The organism is Mesorhizobium sp. M8A.F.Ca.ET.218.01.1.1 (genome assembly GCF_004791165.1).
In the GTDB taxonomy this organism is placed as follows: Bacteria; Pseudomonadota; Alphaproteobacteria; order Rhizobiales; family Rhizobiaceae; genus Mesorhizobium.
Genome location: NZ_SRUZ01000007.1, coordinates 401,288 through 418,114, shown reverse-complemented (window position 1 = coordinate 418,114; position 16,827 = coordinate 401,288). Strand labels below are relative to the sequence as shown.

16 protein-coding genes and 1 other RNA gene are annotated in these 16,827 nt (G+C 63.8%); 7 read left to right on the top strand and 10 right to left on the bottom strand.

The features are described from left to right. Window position 1 precedes the first annotated feature (1 nt). Window positions 2-1,018, bottom strand: a complete 1,017-nt coding sequence (rsmH, locus tag EN861_RS25815) for a 16S rRNA (cytosine(1402)-N(4))-methyltransferase RsmH (RefSeq protein WP_135866365.1) — start codon at window positions 1,016-1,018, stop codon at window positions 2-4. Continuing rightward, the gene (mraZ, locus tag EN861_RS25810) at window positions 1,015-1,488 is read right to left on the bottom strand and encodes a division/cell wall cluster transcriptional repressor MraZ (protein WP_127275798.1); all 474 of its coding nucleotides are present in this window, start codon (window positions 1,486-1,488) and stop codon (window positions 1,015-1,017) included. Before mraZ ends, rsmH begins: the two co-directional genes overlap by 4 nt. A 407-nt stretch (window positions 1,489-1,895) precedes the next feature. On the opposite strand from mraZ, the gene EN861_RS25805 reads away from it, so the two are divergent. Beyond that, entirely contained in the window at window positions 1,896-3,011 is a 1,116-nt protein-coding gene (locus tag EN861_RS25805; protein ID WP_135866362.1) for a cystathionine gamma-lyase, read from the top strand. Here EN861_RS25805 and EN861_RS25800 read toward each other — a convergent pair. From EN861_RS25800 to EN861_RS25785, 4 genes are all read right to left on the bottom strand, one after another. Then, on the bottom strand, window positions 3,001-3,312 hold the full coding sequence (locus EN861_RS25800; protein WP_245511747.1) for a type II toxin-antitoxin system RelE/ParE family toxin: 312 nt from the start codon (window positions 3,310-3,312) through the stop codon (window positions 3,001-3,003). The two genes, EN861_RS25805 and EN861_RS25800, sit on opposite strands and share 11 nt — an antisense overlap. Further along, window positions 3,309-3,593 carry a type II toxin-antitoxin system ParD family antitoxin gene (locus EN861_RS25795; RefSeq protein WP_135866360.1) on the bottom strand — a complete coding sequence of 95 codons (285 nt, stop codon included), beginning with the start codon at window positions 3,591-3,593 and terminating at the stop codon, window positions 3,309-3,311. Before EN861_RS25795 ends, EN861_RS25800 begins: the two co-directional genes overlap by 4 nt. 178 nt (window positions 3,594-3,771) lie before the next feature. Beyond that, window positions 3,772-4,171, bottom strand: an RNA gene (gene rnpB / locus EN861_RS25790) — RNase P RNA component class A. A gap of 65 nt (window positions 4,172-4,236) precedes the next feature. Then, on the bottom strand, window positions 4,237-4,821 hold the full coding sequence (locus EN861_RS25785; RefSeq protein WP_245464245.1) for a transglycosylase SLT domain-containing protein: 585 nt from the start codon (window positions 4,819-4,821) through the stop codon (window positions 4,237-4,239). On the opposite strand from EN861_RS25785, the gene EN861_RS36415 reads away from it, so the two are divergent. Further along, window positions 4,742-4,960: a hypothetical protein gene (locus EN861_RS36415; RefSeq protein ID WP_245511759.1), complete on the top strand. Its 219-nt coding sequence runs from the start codon at window positions 4,742-4,744 to the stop codon at window positions 4,958-4,960. The genes EN861_RS25785 and EN861_RS36415 overlap by 80 nt on opposite strands. A 207-nt stretch (window positions 4,961-5,167) precedes the next feature. Here the strand turns inward: EN861_RS36415 and EN861_RS25780 are convergent, their stop codons facing one another. From EN861_RS25780 to EN861_RS25770, 3 genes are all read right to left on the bottom strand, one after another. Beyond that, window positions 5,168-5,923, bottom strand: a complete 756-nt coding sequence (locus EN861_RS25780) for an N-acetylmuramoyl-L-alanine amidase (protein WP_135866358.1) — start codon at window positions 5,921-5,923, stop codon at window positions 5,168-5,170. Next, window positions 5,920-6,639: a DnaJ family molecular chaperone gene (locus EN861_RS25775; protein WP_127275803.1), complete on the bottom strand. Its 720-nt coding sequence runs from the start codon at window positions 6,637-6,639 to the stop codon at window positions 5,920-5,922. The genes EN861_RS25780 and EN861_RS25775 overlap by 4 nt, the downstream gene beginning before the upstream one ends. Before the next feature lie 162 nt (window positions 6,640-6,801). Next, window positions 6,802-7,008 carry a hypothetical protein gene (locus EN861_RS25770; RefSeq protein WP_127275804.1) on the bottom strand — a complete coding sequence of 69 codons (207 nt, stop codon included), beginning with the start codon at window positions 7,006-7,008 and terminating at the stop codon, window positions 6,802-6,804. Between the two features lie 185 nt (window positions 7,009-7,193). Here EN861_RS25770 and EN861_RS25765 point away from each other — a divergent pair, with 185 nt between their 5' ends. Genes EN861_RS25765 through EN861_RS25755 form a run of 3 tightly spaced genes read left to right on the top strand, consistent with a single transcriptional unit; the run spans window position 7,194 to window position 12,936 of the window. Beyond that, window positions 7,194-10,943: a hydantoinase B/oxoprolinase family protein gene (locus EN861_RS25765; RefSeq protein ID WP_127275805.1), complete on the top strand. Its 3,750-nt coding sequence runs from the start codon at window positions 7,194-7,196 to the stop codon at window positions 10,941-10,943. 32 nt (window positions 10,944-10,975) lie between these two features. Next, window positions 10,976-12,274, top strand: a complete 1,299-nt coding sequence (locus EN861_RS25760; protein WP_135866355.1) for a DUF3419 family protein — start codon at window positions 10,976-10,978, stop codon at window positions 12,272-12,274. Beyond that, window positions 12,271-12,936 carry a class I SAM-dependent methyltransferase gene (locus EN861_RS25755; protein ID WP_135866353.1) on the top strand — a complete coding sequence of 222 codons (666 nt, stop codon included), beginning with the start codon at window positions 12,271-12,273 and terminating at the stop codon, window positions 12,934-12,936. Before EN861_RS25760 ends, EN861_RS25755 begins: the two co-directional genes overlap by 4 nt. On the opposite strand, the gene EN861_RS25750 is transcribed toward EN861_RS25755, so the two are convergent. Further along, complete coding sequence (locus EN861_RS25750; RefSeq protein ID WP_135866351.1) at window positions 12,937-14,316, bottom strand: serine hydrolase; 1,380 nt, start codon at window positions 14,314-14,316, stop codon at window positions 12,937-12,939. Between the two features lie 287 nt (window positions 14,317-14,603). On the opposite strand from EN861_RS25750, the gene EN861_RS25745 reads away from it, so the two are divergent. Then, window positions 14,604-15,404, top strand: a complete 801-nt coding sequence (locus EN861_RS25745) for a GH25 family lysozyme (protein WP_135866349.1) — start codon at window positions 14,604-14,606, stop codon at window positions 15,402-15,404. A gap of 234 nt (window positions 15,405-15,638) precedes the next feature. Then, on the top strand, window positions 15,639-16,817 hold the full coding sequence (locus EN861_RS25740; protein ID WP_135866347.1) for a lytic murein transglycosylase: 1,179 nt from the start codon (window positions 15,639-15,641) through the stop codon (window positions 16,815-16,817). The last annotated feature ends 10 nt before the right edge of the window (window positions 16,818-16,827 follow it).

Sequence of the window (16,827 nt, the reverse complement as noted above, 5' to 3'; positions counted from 1 at the left end):
CTTACCTCTCCCCCGGCCGATCGATGCCGGGAAGCTTTGGAAGGCCGAAAATCGAAAAATCGTCGCCGCGCGCCGGCGCCTCGGTGCGGACCGCCGCGCGCAGCCTGGCCGAGCGGGCGCGTGGGTTGGCCGCAACCTCGGCGTCGCCTGCCGTCACGCCGCCACCAGCCTTGCGGAAAGTCGCGGTGCGCGCCTGCGCCTCCGGCATGTGGCGCGAGCCGGTCATGGCGTCGGCGCGATCGGCGATGAAGCGCTTGACGATGCGGTCTTCAAGCGAATGGAACGTCACCACGACAAGTCGGCCGCCTGGCTTCAGCGCGCGTTCGGCCGCGAACAGCGCCTTGGCCAATTCACCGAGCTCGTCATTGACGAAGATGCGCAGCGCTTGAAAAACGCGGGTCGCCGGATGGATCTTGTCCTTCGGCGCGCGGCCGATATGCGTCTCGATGGCGTCGGCGAGTTCCAGCGTGCGCTCGAACGGCCGTTTTTCCCGGCGCGCCTCGATCATGCGGGCGATACGGCCGGCGTGACGCTCCTCTCCGAGGAAGCCGAAGATGCGGGCAAGGTCGCCCGGCTTGAAACTGTTGACGACATCGGCGGCGCTCAGGCCCGCCTGCGCCATGCGCATGTCGAGCGGGCCGTCGAAGCGGAAGGAAAAGCCGCGCTCGGCCTGGTCGATCTGCATCGAGGAGACGCCGATGTCGAGGACGACGCCATCGGCGCTGTCGATGTGTTCGTCGAGCGTCGAGAACGGCGCCTGCACCAGCCTCAGCCGACCGCCGGACTGCGCCTCGAGGTCGCGGCCTGCCGCGATGGCATCCGGATCGCGGTCGATCGCAACCACGGACGCGCCAGCCGCCAGGATGGCCTTCGTATAGCCACCGGCGCCGAACGTACCGTCGATGATGATGTCGCCCTCCGCCGGCGCGAGCGCTTCCAGCACTTCGCCAAGGAGGACCGGAATGTGGCGGACCGATCCGCCAACGGCGTTGTTATCATCGCCGTGGCCCACCATCATTCCGGTCGCTCCCCAGCCTTGGCCTCGTGAGCCTTCGTCCCCTGCCGAAGCTGCAAAAGCCTGGCCCGCGCCTGCGCCCCATAGGTCGCAAGCCGTCCCGGCTCCCAGATCTGAAAGAAATTGCCGCGCCCGACAAAGGCCACTTCCGCGGAGATGCCGGTATGTTCGCGAATGAAATCGGTCATGGTTATGCGGCCGTCCTGGTCGAGTTTCAGGAACGCTCCGTCGCCATGGCAGAAGAACGACATGTCGTCCGCCGTCTGCAGGAAGGGGTCTTCCCGAGCGATGCGCTGCTCGTAACGGTCGAGCAGGTCGAGCCCGCCGACATCCATCGCCGTCAGGTCCAGGCAACGCAGCGCGTAGAGTTCCGAATAGCCGCGCTTCTGCACCACGGCACGAAAATGCGCGGGAACGGACACCCGCCCCTTCGCATCGATCCTGCTCACCGTGTTCGACAGAAACCGGTCCATCACACGTTACAGCCGCTTGCGCCGCCGCACCCCTCTTCATCGTGTCGCACGCGCCACCGCCGCGCGTTGCCTGCCCCGCACCCACCTCGTCCACAGGGGCGAAAACCGGCAAACGCACAGCCGCCGCGGCTGCCCGATTGGCGAACGCTTTACCCTGACGCGGAACGAAGGCTTTGATGTCGAAATGGGATATCATGGGGCACTATGGGCGTCAACGGGAATAGGCTTCTCAGACACGCGCGCCACGCCGACGAGAAAGGCTTTGACAGCGCGCCTCGTCTTTATGATCCATTAAGCCTAACGAAGCGTTTAGAGCCTGCCTGGCCCAACTGGAGGCGCCTTGCCGCAAACCGCGGCCGGGCATAGCGTCTCGTCCATCTCACCGACCACCAAGGGATTTGAAATCGATGCCTGAAACTGCGAAGTCGCGCGCTGCGGCCCTTCCCCATTTGCGTCGCAGCGGGTTCGCCATGGGCGATTCCATTCCCCTGCCGCTGACCATGGCCGCCATCTTCCATGCACCGGGCGACGCCACCGGCTTCAACCAGTACGGCCGCTTCAGCAACCCGACCTGGGATGCCGTCGAACACATGTTGTCCCATCTGGAAGACGCGCCTTGCGTCGGTTTTCCCTCGGGGATGGCGGCGATCTCGGCGGCATTCTTTGCCGTGCTCAAGGCCGGCGACCATATCCTGCTGCCTTCGGACGGCTATCACACCACCAGGGCGCTGGCCGATCGCTTCCTGAAGCCGCTCGCGGTCACCTACGATGTCAGGCCGACATCGACCTTCCTCGACGGCGGCTTCGCGGGTTACCGCCTGGCCTTCGTCGAAACGCCCGCAAATCCGGGACTGGACATCTGCGATATCGCCGCTGTCGCCGAAGCCGTTCACAAGGCCGGCGCGCTGCTGGTGGTCGACAACACAACGATGACGCCCTTCGGCCAGCGCCCTCTCGATCACGGTGCCGATATCGTTGTCGCCGCCGACACCAAGGCGCCCAATGGCCATTCCGACGTCCTGTTCGGTCATGTCGCCAGCCGCAATGCCGACATCATCGCCGCCGTGACCGGCTGGCGCGAGGTCTCGGGCAGCATCCCCGGCCCGTTCGAAGCCTGGCTGGTGCATCGCGGCCTGGAAACATTGGACGTGCGCTTCGACCGTATGTGTTCGTCGGCGGAGGTGATCGCGCGGCGGCTGCAGGGCCATCGGGCAATCAGCGGCCTGCGTTATCCCGGCCTGGAAGGCGACCCCTCGCACAATCTTGCCCGCGCCCAGATGGAGCGCTTCGGCTTCCTCATCTCCTTCGAACTCGCTTCCGAGCAGAAAGCCGAGGATTTCATCAACGGCTGCGAATTGATGCAGGCCGCGACCTCCTTCGGCGGCGTCCACACCTCGGCCGAGCGGCGTTTGAAGCGAGGCGACGCGGTGCCGGCTGGCTTCGTACGCCTGTCGGTCGGCTGCGAGCCGGTGGAAGAACTCTGGAAGGCGATCGAGGCCTCGCTGGACAGGGTCAGCGGCTGAGCGAACCGTCAGGGATTGAGATCATCGACCTCGATCTTTCGCCGACCATGCAGCACACGGACGATTTCGACGGCATCGGCACCGACTCGGTACAAGGTGAGGTAGTCGCCGACGACCAGGTGACGAATACCGGTGCTATGTCGTCGCGTGGCGCACCTGAGACGGGATGCAACGTCAGCAAATCCCAACGTCTTTCCAGCGCATCCACGAAGCGAACAGCAGCGCGCGGGTCGTGGCTGGCGATGTAGTCGCCGATGCTTTCGAGATCGACGGTGGCTTGAGGAAGCAGTCGGTATTTCACTCCTGGAAGCCTTGGACCTCGGCCCTCTTCAGGTATTTCGCGCGCAGTCGTTCCATGATTGGCTGGCCGTCTTGCGCAGGCCCGCTGTCGATCCCCTCCTGCACCAGCTTGCGCAGTTCTTCGACCGTGTAGCCCATCAGGTCGCGGCGGTCCTTCCATTGCCGCAACGCATCGCGGATCACCTCGCTCGCCGAGGCGTATTCTCCAGCCGCGACCACATCGTCGACCGCCCGCGCCAGTTCCGGCGAAAGCGTGATGCTGCGTTTGTCCACCTGACCCATGATAGGCTCCCGATGATGAGCCGCGATGGTACGATTTAATCGCACCAGTTTCAAGGAAGTCGGCGGAGATCTCTGGCTGTGGCGACGCAAAGTAGCTCCGCGCCCTTGAATCAGAAGGTGCGGCCAAGGGCGCAACCTTCTGATATCGAAAGACTTAATCCATATATGATGGAGAAAAATTGCCAGCCGGCCTGTAAGCCGGGTTTTGTATGGCCCTCGCCCCTTGCGAAGCGAGAACGTGGCGGCCATTCATCTTGGGCGCATGTTGCCATGCGCCTCACGCAACCTACCCGGACGGTGAGCCGGAAACAGCCCTCGAGGGTTTCCCCTCGCACCGCCCCTATTCGGTCTTGCTCCCGGTGGGGTTTACCGTGCCGCTCCTGTTGCCAGTCGCGCGGTGGGCTCTTACCCCACCCTTTCACCCTTACCCCGACAAAGTCGTGGCGGTTTGCTTTCTGTGGCACTTTCCCTGGGGTCGCCCCCGCCGGCCATTAACCGGCACCGTGTCTCCATGGAGCCCGGACTTTCCTCACCCGCGGCCTTTCGGCGTTTGCGGGTGCGGCCGCCCGGCCAGCTGGCAGAGCGTATAAAGGGGTTCACACCCCAAAACGCAACCGAAAAAGCCGATTGTGACCGGTTCTCGTCAAGCCGGCGCGCCGACAGCCGCCAGCTGAACCTTGACCTTGCTGCAGTAAGCCGCGGAAACCGGGTTCATGCGAGTGGCGCCATGGCCGGCATTGTATTTGAGGATCGTGCCGCAGGTCGTGCCGCCACCCAGGTCGCGCGCCATGGCGAGGTACTTCATGCCGTATTTGATGTTGGTGTCTGGATCGAACAGGCCCTTGGCCGACCCATTGTAACCCATCATCCGCGCGGTTGCCGGCTTGATCTGCATCAGGCCGATCTCACCGGCGCCGCCGACCATGTTCGGCCGATAGTTGCTCTCGATCTTGATCACGGCGTGGGCCAGCGACACCGGAACCCCGTAGCTCGCCGCGTAGCGGGCGACAATCGCGGAATATTGGCCGCTGCTCGCCACTGCCGCGGTCGCCGCGGCGACGTTGCTGAGACCGATCGATGCCGTCGTCGTCATGTCAACGGTCTTGCGGCCGCGTTTCGTCTGCCTTTTGGCGGGGGTTTTCCTTGCCTTGGTCCAGCTTGCCTTTTCCACCTTCGCGGAAGCCTGCTTCGTCGTCGCCTTCGCACTCTTGGTGCTTTTGGCCGAAATGGCCTTGCCTTTGGCGGATGTCGCGACCAGACCCTGGTCGGCCCGCTGGCTTAACGGTGCGGCGTCGGCCGCGCTAAAGGCAAAACTCATTACCCCGGCAGCAAGAGCTGCCGTTAAAACGGTCAATTTCTGCATGTGATCCTGTTCTGTTGGGACCACGCGAAGATTTTCGCGCGGCATCGCTTGATCAATATCGGATCACCCGGGGGCTGGACGTCCGACAAACTGTACGAAAGGCCCTTTGAAGCCCGATTTGGCGCCAATGAAGGCGGGGCAAGTCACTTTAAGTGACAGGTTGTAACTTTACGGCTGAGGAGGATTACTTGGACCGGCTCTTGACGTGAGGTCAACTCGTGACGGAGGCAAGCAGCCTCTGGAGCGTGCGCATCGTCGAGCCGTCGGCAACTCCGTCGACCCGGCGCGGTCGGAAATGCCGTTGGAAGGCCTCGACGACGATCCGTGTCCGATCGTCGAAAACGCCCGTTATCTCGACACCATAGCCATAGAACGACAGCATCGACTGCAGCGCCTCGACATCGGCACCGTAGTCGCCTGGCTTCAGCGCGGCTCCGCGCCTGACGGGCGCCGCTGGCACGAGATGACCGACACCGGCCTTAAACAGCACGGCCCATGGAAACTTCTCGCCAGGATCGATCTTGCGACCAGGCGCCACGTCGGAATGCGCCAGCACCCGCTCGGCGGCGATCGCATGCCGTGCTGCAATCCCCTTGCACAGCCTGATCACCGCATTGATCTGGCGTCGCGGAAAGCCGGGATAGCCCAGCGAATGGCCCGGATTGACGATTTCGATGCCGACCGAGCAGGAATTGATGTCGGTGTGTCCGAACCAGGAACTCTGGCCGGCATGCCAGGCTCGGTCGCTTTCCCGGACCATCTGCACGATGTGGCCATTCTCATGGACGAGATAGTGCGACGAGACTTCACTCGCCGGATCGCACAGCCAGGCTTCGGCCCCGATACCGGTCGCCATGCCCGTATAGTGCAGCACGATCATGTCGGGCTTCTGCCTGTCGCGCCTTGGCCCGAAATTCGGCGATACCCTGACCTCGGCACTCGGCTCGTCGGGCAGGAAGCCGCTCATGCGTGCCGCAGGCCCCGCTCGATCATCTCGTAGGCGGCGTTGATCGCCGCGACCCTGGTCGTCGCGATCTTGATGAATTCCTGCGGCAGTCCGCGCGCGATCAGCCGGTCCGGGTGGTTGTCGGACACCAGCTTGCGGTAACGCTTCCTGACCTCCTCGAACGGCTTGCCGCGCTCGATACCGAGCACGACATAGGGGTCGCCGGCGCCAAGATTGACATGCCGCGCCATGATCGATTCGTAGTGCGCCTCGTCGATGCGGAAGATCTCGGCGATACGATGCAGGAAAATGCCTTCGCGCTCATGCACCAGCCCGTCGGCCTTGGCGATGTGGAACAGGCCGTCGAGTATGTCTTCCAGCATCACGCAATTGGAGTGCCCGGAGCCGCACATCTGCGCCATGCGCTCGGCATAGGTTTCGAAACCGGCCACATCCCGCTGGGCGAGATCGAACAGCCGCGCAACATTGCGCGTCTCTTTCGCCGGCACTTCGAAGATTTCCTGGAAGGCGCGCACCTCATCCTGGGTGACGATGCCGTCGGCCTTGGCCATCTTGGCCGAAAGCGCGATCATCGCCACTGAGAAGGCGACGCGGCGGCGCAGGTCGGCGTCGCCGGAGAAAACCGTGCGCACAGCCTCGACCACGTCGGCGACGCCAGACGTGGTTGAAGACGAAACCCGGGTGATGAAGTCGCCGAGGCGGTCCCAAATCGACATGGCCAGCTTCATAGAGCCAACCGGTCCCCGCTATCAAGCCAATAACGGCCAACTTGTAGGGCCTGTGAACGAAGGGCGCTTTGCTGGTTCCAACGGTCACCCCTACGAGAAAAAGGCCGACATCAAGCCGGCCTTCCTCCCAAGACACTTACTGCTTACAAACTACTGCGCGGGCGCAGGAGCAGGCGTTGCCGGAGCCGGCTCGGCAGGCTTGGTCGAATTGTCAGCCGGGGCCGCAGGCTTCATCGGCTGCTCGGCGGCCGGCGGATTGGTGCTCTGGGTCGTGGTCTTGTCGGTACCGCTGTCGCTGCATGCCGCGACGCCAAGCAGGACAAGCGCCGAAACCGACGCAAGAATGAGCTTTTTCATGACATCTCTCCTTCAACACACGCTCACGTTGCAGTGAACGGTCGAAGGGAAAATGCATGACCGGGCCAAGGGTTTCGTAACGTTGCGTTTCCACCTGTAACATCAATGGCATGCAGGCGACATTGCTGCCGGCGCTTCGGCGCTTTAACAACGACACCGGACAACGGAATACCGGAGACAACCGCATGACCGCCAAATGGGATTTCTGGATCGATCGCGGCGGCACCTTTACCGATATTATCGGCCGTGACCCGCAGGGCGGGCTGCATCCGCGCAAGCTGCTGTCGGAGAATCCCGAAGCCTATGCCGATGCCGCCATTCAGGGCATCCGCGATCTGCTCGGCCTTGGACCGGCCGCCGCGATCCCGTCCAGCCTGATCGGCGACATCAAGATGGGAACCACGGTGGCCACCAACGCCCTTCTGGAGCGCAAGGGCGACCGTGTGTTATTGCTCATCACCAAGGGGTTTCGCGATACGCTCAGGATCGCCTACCAGGCGCGACCCGACATTTTCGCCAAGGAAATCATTCTTCCCGAGCAACTCTACGAGCGCGTCATCGAGGTCAACGAGCGCGTGCTCGCCGACGGCCGCGTCGAACGGCTGCTCGATATCGCGGCTTGCCGGCCGGCCATAGAACAAGCGAAAGCCGATGGCATCGATGCCGTTGCCATCGTCTTCATGCATGCCTGGAAATATCCCGATCACGAGAAGGCGGTGGCCAGGGTCTGCCGCAAGCTTGGTTTCGGCCAGGTCTCGGTCAGCCACGAGGTCTCGCCGCTGATCAAGCTGGTCGGCCGCGGCGACACCGCGGTGGTGGATGCTTATCTGTCGCCCATCCTGTCGCGCTATGTGCAAAGGGTGGCGGGAGAACTGGGCGCGGCGCCAATCTCCCCCCTCGTGGGGGAGATGTCGGCGAAGCCGACAGAGGGGGGCGCTGCCCCGCCAACGTCTCGTTCTGTCGCGCCCCCCTCTGTCCTGCCGGGCATCTCCCCCACAAGGGGGGAGATCAGCCAATCCCCGCCTCGCCTGATGTTCATGATGTCTTCCGGCGGCCTCACCGCCGCCGACATGTTCCAGGGCAAGGACGCGCTGCTGTCGGGTCCGGCCGGCGGCGTCGTCGGCATGGTCGAGACGGCCAAGCTCGCCGGCTTCGACAAGGTCATCGGCTTCGACATGGGCGGCACCTCCACCGATGTCGCCCACTATGATGGCGAATATGAGCGAGCCTTCGACACCGAGGTCGCCGGTGTGCGCGTCCGCGCGCCGATGATGCGCATCCACACCGTCGCCGCCGGCGGCGGCTCGATCCTGCATTACGAGGCCGGCCGTTTCCGCGTCGGACCGGACTCTGCGGGCGCCAATCCCGGCCCGGCCGCCTACCGGCGCGGCGGCCCGCTGGCGGTCACCGATGCCAACGTCATGCTCGGCAAGCTGCAGCCCGATTTCTTCCCCTCGATCTTCGGCCCCGGCCAGGACGCGCCGCTCGACGCGCAAACCGTGCGCGCGAAATTCGCGTCACTTGCCGCCGGGATCGGCGATGGCCGCTCACCGGAAGCGGTCGCCGAAGGCTTCGTCACGATCGCTGTCGAGAACATGGCCAATGCGATCAAGAAGATTTCCGTGCAACGTGGCTACGACGTCACCGAATATCTGCTGAACTGCTTTGGCGGCGCCGGTGGCCAGCACGCCTGCCTGGTCGCGGATGCACTCGGCATGGAGGCGGTGCTGATCCATCCTTTCTCCGGCCTGCTTTCGGCCTATGGCATCGGCCTGGCGTCGGTCTTTGCCTCACGCCAGCAGGCGCTGCTCAAGCCGCTCGCCGAGGAATCCAGAGCGGAGATCGGCAACCTCATCGCCACCTTGAAAAAGGCCGTGGTCGCGGAGTTGGCGGCGCAAGGCATCGCCGAGGGCTCGGTCGCCACCAGGCCGGTGCTGCACATCCGCTATGACGGCACAGATACGGCACTGCCGGTGAATTTCGAGGCAGACTCGATCTTCCAGGCCAGGCGCGATTTCGAAATCGCCCACAAGGCGCAATTCGGCTTCGTCTATGACGACAAGCCGATGATCGTCGAGACCGTCGGCGTCGAAGGCACCGAAACCGGCCAGACGACCGCCGAAGCATATGCGCCGGCCGGGCCGGGACGGGTCAAGTCCGCTTCGGAGACCCGGCGTATCTACACGGAAGGCCGGTGGCATGAAGCTGGCGTCTACCGTCGTGAGAACCTCAGGCCGTCCAGTCTGGTTGCGGGCCCCGCCTTGATCATCGAGTCGAACCAGACGATCGTCGTCGAGCCGGGTTGGCAAGCCGAAATCACCAACCTCAATCACGTCGTCATACGCCGCACGGAAAGGAAAGCGCGCGCCGCCGCCCTTGGCACGCAAGCCGATCCGGTGATGCTCGAAGTCTTCAACAATCTGTTCATGTCGATCGCCGAGCAGATGGGCGTGAGGCTGCAGAACACCGCCTATTCCGTCAACATCAAGGAAAGGCTGGATTTCTCCTGCGCCGTCTTCGACCACACCGGGGCGCTGGTCGCCAATGCGCCGCACATGCCGGTGCATCTCGGCTCGATGGACCGTTCGGTCGAGACCATCATCCGGCTAAACTCCGGCGACATCCATGCCGGCGACGTCTTTGCCTTGAACGCCCCCTATAATGGCGGCACGCATCTGCCCGACATCACCGTGGTAACGCCGGTCTTCGATGACGCCCAGAAGAATATCCTCTTCTGGACGGCCTCGCGCGGCCATCATGCCGACATTGGCGGCACCGCCCCCGGCTCGATGACGCCGCTCGCCACCACGGTCGACGAGGAAGGCGTGCTGTTCGACAATTTCCGCATCGTCGACCGCGGAAAATTCCGCGAGACGGAGCTGCATACGCTGCTCACCGAGCATCGCTATCCGGCCCGCAATCCGCACCAGAACATTGCCGACCTGAAGGCGCAGATCGCAGCCAACGAGAAGGGCGTGGCGGAGCTGCGCAAGATGGTCGCGCATTTCGGTCTCGACGTCGTCGAGGCCTATATGGGCCATGTCCAGGACAACGCCGCCGAAAGCGTGCGCCGCGTGCTGGAACGGCTGCCGGACACGTCGGATTACGAATATCCGACCGATACCGGCCAGGTGATCAAGGTGAACATCACGGTCGACCGGAAAAAGCGCGAAGCGACCGTCGACTTCACCGGCACGTCGAAGGTCGAGAAGAACAATTTCAACGCGCCCGAGCCGGTCGCCCGCGCCGCCGTGCTCTACGCCTTCCGTGTCATGGTCGAGGACATGATCCCGATGAATGCCGGGTGCCTGAGGCCGATCAACATCGTCATTCCCGACGGCTGCATGCTCAAGCCCACCTACCCTGCCGCCGTCGTCGCCGGCAATGTCGAGACTTCGCAGCACGTGACCAACGCTCTGTTCGGCGCCATGGGCGCGATGGCCAATGCGCAGGGCACGATGAACAACCTGACCTTCGGCAACAAGCAGTACCAGTATTACGAGACGATCTGTTCCGGTTCGCCCGCCGGCCACATGAACTCCGGGCGCGGCTTTGCCGGCACGTCGGGTGTGCACACCCACATGACCAATTCGCGCCTCACCGACCCGGAGGTGCTGGAGCTTCGCTTCCCCGTGGTGCTGGAGGATTTTCACATCCGCGAGGGTTCTGGCGGCAAGGGCAAATGGAACGCCGGCGACGGCACCAAACGCACCATCCGCTTCCTCGAAAAGATGGAATGCGCGATCCTGTCCTCGCACCGCAACCGCCCGCCGCAAGGACTGGACGGCGGCGGTGACGGCGAGACCGGCTCGACCAAGGTGCGCCGCAACGACGGCACTGTTGAGACGCTGAAGGCTTGCGACCAGACCGTGCTCGACGCTGGCGAAGCCGTCATTGTGACCGCGCCGACGCCCGGCGGGTTCGGTAAGTTGTAAGAAAGGCGTCAACAGGCTGTCACCGGCCTGTCATGACCCTGGGTTACCCGCTTGCGGCAAAGCAAATGGGGAATCACTTTGCCATGACGGACGTCTCCTCGGATCTGGTTTTTCGCCGCGGCAAGGAAGTTGGAAAAGCCGTCTATCAGAACCGCCCGCTTTCGAAAGCCGGCATCTCCGAGCGGCTGTTCGCCTTCCTGTTTTCCGGCCTCGTCTATCCGCAGATCTGGGAAGACCCCGATGTCGACATGGACGCGATGCAGCTCGGCCAGGGCCACCGCGTCGTCACCATCGCCTCGGGCGGCTGCAACATCCTGGCCTATCTCACCCGCTCCCCGGCACAGATCGACGCCGTCGACCTCAACGCGGCCCACATCGCGCTGAACCGCATGAAGCTGGAGGCGGTCCGCCATCTGCCTTCGCAAGGCGATCTGTTCCGTTTCTTCGGTGCGGCGGACACGAGCCACAATTCCGAAGCCTACGACCGCTTCATCGCCCCGCATCTCGATCCGGTCAGCCGCCATTACTGGGAGCGCCGCAACTGGCGCGGCAACAGGCGCATCGGCGTTTTCGATCGTAATTTCTACCAGACCGGCTTGCTTGGCCTGTTCATCGCCATGGGCCACCGCACGGCGAAATTCTTCGGCGTCAACCCGGCCCGCATGATGGAAGCCAGGAACATCGGCGAACAGCGCCGCTTCTTCAACGAGGAACTGGCGCCGGTCTTCGACAAGAAGCTTCTGAAATGGGCGACCTCGCGAAAAGCCTCGCTGTTCGGTCTCGGCATCCCGCCGGCGCAGTATGATTCGCTGATCACCTCCGGCGACGGCACCATGGCCAGCGTGCTGAAGGCCCGGCTGGAAAAGCTCGCCTGCGATTTCCCCCTGGAAAACAATTACTTCGCCTGGCAGGCCTTCGCCCGCCGCTACCCGGAACCAGGCGAGGCCGCCTTGCCCGCCTATCTGGAAAAGCAGAACTACGAGACCATCCGCGGCAATGTAGACCGCGTCGCCATCCACCACGCCAACCTGATCGAATTCCTCGCCGGCAAGGATGCAGGCGCCGTCGACCGCTTCATCCTGCTCGATGCGCAGGACTGGATGACCGACGACCAGCTCAATGCGTTGTGGTCGGAAATCACCCGGACCGCCTCGGCCGGCGCCCGCGTCATCTTCCGCACCGCCGCCGAGCCCAGCCTGTTGCCGGGGCGCGTCTCGACCTCGCTGCTCGATCAGTGGGACTATCAGGACGAAGCATCGCGCGAATTCTCGGCCCGCGACCGCTCGGCCATCTATGGCGGCTTCCACCTCTATGTGAAGCGCGCGGCATGAGCACGACGGAGCTGCCGGCCAGCCACGCCGAACTGATGGACGGTGTCTACCGCTGGCAGCGCCACATCTACGACCTGACCCGCAAATACTACCTGCTCGGCCGCGACCGGCTGATCGCGGAGCTGGACGTGCCGCCGGGCGGCACCGTTCTGGAACTCGGCTGCGGCACCGGCCGCAATATCATCCTGGCTGCCCGCGCCTATCCCGATGCCCGCTTCTTCGGCCTCGATATTTCGGCCGAAATGCTGGAAACGGCGAGCAAGGCGATCGACCGCGAAGGTCTGTCGGACCGCGTCATGCTGGCAAGGGGCGACGCCACCGATTTCGACGCCAAGGCGCTATTCGGCAGAGGCAGATTCGACCGGGTCTTCGTCTCCTATTCGCTATCAATGATCCCGGGCTGGGAGAAGACGGTGTCGGCAGCACTTGCCGCGCTGGCCCCGACGGGCTCGCTGCACATCGTCGATTTCGGCCAGCAGGAGGGCCTGCCCAACTGGTTCCGCACTCTGCTGCGCGGCTGGCTGAAGAAATTCCACGTCACGCCACGCGAATCCCTGCGTGATGTTCTGGAATCGCAGGCTGAGCGAACCGGCGCAACCTTCCGTTTTCGCACGCTTTATCGTGGCTATGCCTGGTTGGCTGTGATTGGGCCACACAGCTAGCTAGTGCAGCGCCTTCACCAGCGCCCCCACCATCGCCCGCGGGCGATAGTTGAGCTTGGCCGGGGTCAGCCCGAGCCTCACCACGACCAATTGCTCGGACGGGATGATGGCGACGGTCTGTCCGTCATGGCCTTCCATCCAGTAAGTGTCCCTGGGCAGGCCGGCGGCGACGCCGGCACCGGGGTTTTCCTCATCGCCCGGCGCTTCGATCCACAACTGGCCCTTGCCGTAGACTTTCGAGGCGGATGCCGGCTCGCGCATCCAGTCGACGAAGCCGGCCGGCAAGACCTGGTTGCCGTTCCAAACCCCGCCTTGCAGCAGGAACTGGCCGAAGCGCGCCCAGTCATGTGCCGTGGCGTAGAGATAGGACGAGCCGACGAAGGTGCCTTGCTCGTCGGTTTCGAGCACCGCGCTGTGCATGCCGAGCGGCTCGAACAGAGCCGTGCGCGGCCATGTCAGCGCCTTGGCCTTGTCGCCGATCGCGTCCTGCCAGAGCCGCGACAGCATCACCGCCGTGCCGCTCGAATAGGAGAACACCTTGCCGACCTCGCCCGCCAGCGGCTTTGATTGGGCAAAGCCCGCCATGTCGGGTTCGAGATAGAGCATGCGCGTCACATCGGCGACGTCGCCATAGTCTTCGTTGAATTCCAGCCCGCTCGACATCGCCATCATGTCGGCAAGGCTGATCGCGGCGCGGCCGTCCGCCTTCCAAGGCGTAAACAGGCCCTTCTTGTCGACCGCCATTTTGCCCTCTTTGACCAGCGTGCCGACGATGGCGGCATTGACCGTCTTGGTCATCGACCAGCCGAGCAGAGGCGTCTTGGCCGAAAAGCCATCGCCATAGCGCTCCGCGACCACCCGTCCGTTCTTGACCACGACGATCGCGCGCATGCCGGCGCCGGCCATGGCATCGTCGCCGACGACCTTCGAGACCTCTGGATTCTGCGATGCATCGACCCGTTCGCCCTCCGGCCACGGCGCATCCTGGTTTGTCGCCGCGGGTTCGGCATGGACCGTCGTGCGCCGCGCCTTGCCGACATCGCCGTCTGGAACCGAGGCGCAGCCCAGCCCGTCGCGGGCGACCGCCTCGCTCTTGCCGAGGAAGCCGAGCAGGCCGGCCGAAACCGTCCCCCGGTTCTTGTCGACGGAGACCCGCATCAGCCGTAGCAGCGGATGGCCAGGCGCCTGCACATCGACGGCCAGCACCTCATTGGCGTCGCGGCCGGCGATGAAGACGTTGGAGCAGACGATCTTGGCCGAATAGCCCGAGCCGACGCGGATGAGTTCCGGCGGCGCGATATAGAGCCAGGCAAACAGCGCGGCGACCGCCAGCACGATCAGGCCAAGCAGCCATTTGACGATCTTGACGACGAACCGCATCCATTGCCTCCCGGGCACTCGCCTGACCTTATGTCATCGATTTGCCGCCATTGCTTCCGCAAAATCGGTGCTCTTGTCGAGCGCCATCAACGGATTATCAACCATGATCGGCGATCACAGGGATGCATGTCGCCCAGAAGTGCGCAGCGGTTTTGGGACAACGACATGCACGAAAAACGACTATGCTGGGCGATGCGTGGGGCGATCGCCTGGAGGGGGCCAGACCAACTTCGGCCATCGGTGCACAGACCCATCAGCGACCGGCTGATTCCGGCTTGGAAGTTGCGATGCGCCGTCTTGCGGTCCTTTTCATGCTGACGCTGCTCGGCGCCTGCTCGACCGTCGACGATCTCTCGCCGCTGTCGCCGTCCGCATCGAGCAGTCCGACGGTGGCCGTGCGCGCGCCGCGCTTTGCCGATTCCAAGCCGCATGAGTGGGACAGCGGCGCGCCGTGGAACTATGCCGTCCACGGCACCGACGTCTCCAAATACCAGACCTCGGTCGACTGGCCGACGGCCAAGGCCAGCGGCATCTCCTTCGCCTTCATCAAGGCAACCGAGGGCGGCGACCGCTTCGATGAATATTTCAGCGAGCACTGGGCGCGCACCAGAGCCGCTGGCGTTCCGCGCGCTGCCTATCATTTCTTCTATTTCTGCACTCCGGCGGCGCAGCAGGCGCGCTGGTTCATCCAGAACGTGCCTGTCGACCGCTCCGCCATGCCGCCGGTTCTCGACATGGAATGGAACCCGAAATCGCCGACCTGCCGCCTGCGCCCCGACCCGGCCACGGTGCGAGCTGAGATGACCACCTTCCTCGAAATCGTCGAGCGGCATTACGGCAAGAAGCCGATCATCTACACCTCGGTCGATTTCTTTGATGACAACGAACTGTCGACCTTCCGTGGCTATCCCTACTGGCTGCGTTCCGTCGCCGGCCACCCGCGCGAGAAATATGGCAGCCACCCCTTCACCTTCTGGCAATACACCGGAACCGGCATCGTTCCCGGCATGACCGGCAAGTCCGACATCAACGTCTTCAACGGCTCGGAAGCCGCCTGGAACAAATGGCTGCGGCAGAACACACGTTGACACCGGCTAACGGTCGCGAAGCCGCAGGGAATAAGGGACTGCGGCAGAAGACCCGTTGACACCGTGGCAACGGTAGCGAGGCCGGCTGGATTGGTGGCTGCGGCAGAAGACCCGTTGACACCGGGCCTGCCGCCTGCTTTTCGACACTGCCAGCGGTAAAGAGTGCAACCGCTGGTAATTCAGGGCGTTGGCCTCCAGGCACGACAAAGCCCTCTTCGTTTCGAAAGGAAGCTGATGCGACTGCGTTCTCAAGCCCTCGCGGCGCTGTTCTTGTGCGCCACGGCCTTGCCGGCGATGGCGCAGGAATGCGGCGGCGATTTCGAAACCTGGAAACAGGGTGTGGCGGCGGAAGCCAAGGCTGCCGGTGTCGGCGCCGTCGGTCTCGATGCGCTGGAGGATGCCAGGATCGACGAGAAGGCTCTGGCTCGCGACCGCGCCCAGGGAGTCTTCACGCAAACCTTCGTCCAGTTTTCCAACCGCATGATCTCGGCCTACCGGCTGAAGCAAGGTGCGGCGAACATGAAGAAATACGCCGATATCTTCGCCCGCGCCGACCAGCAGTTCGGCGTCCAGGCGCCTGTCATCACCGCCTTCTGGGCGCTTGAAACGGATTTCGGCGCCGTCCAGGGTGATTTCCACACGCTGAGCGCACTGGTGACGCTGTCGCATGACTGCCGCCGCCCGCAATTGTTCCGGCAGCAACTGGTGCCGCTCTTGGAACTGATCGATCGCGGCGTGCTGCCGGCCGACGTCACGGGCGCCTGGGCCGGCGAGATCGGCCAGACGCAGATCCTGCCATCCGACTATCTTGCGCGCGGCGTCGACGGCGATGGAGACGGCAAGATCGACCTGCGAAACAGCGTGCCGGACGTGATCATGACCACCGGCAACAAGGTGCTGTCGCGCGGCTGGAAGCGCGACGAGCCCTGGATCCAGGAAGTGCGCGTGCCCGACGAGATGCCATGGGACCAGACCGGCCGCACCAACAAATTGCCGCTGACACAGTGGGCGCAGTGGGGTGTTACCAACCCCGACGGCTCGCCGCTGGTCGACAAGGGCCTGAACGCCGGCCTGGCGCTGCCCATGGGCCGCAAGGGTCCGGCCTTCCTTACCTATGAGAATTTCGACGTCTATCTCGAATGGAACCAGTCCTTCACCTACGCGCTGACCGCGGCCAACCTTGCCACGCGGCTGGCGGGCGCGCCGCCGCTCGATCCGCGCAATCCCGAGCCGGGTCTCAACAACGACCAGATGAAGGCGCTGCAGACCAAGCTCGAGGCCAGCGGTTACGATGTCGGCACGGTCGACGGCATTCTGGGCACCAACACCCGCGAAGCCATCCGCAAGGAGCAGATGCGGCTAGGCCTGCCGGTGGATGGCTGGCCGACGCCGGAGCTGCTGGGAAAGCTGTAGCTCCCTCTTC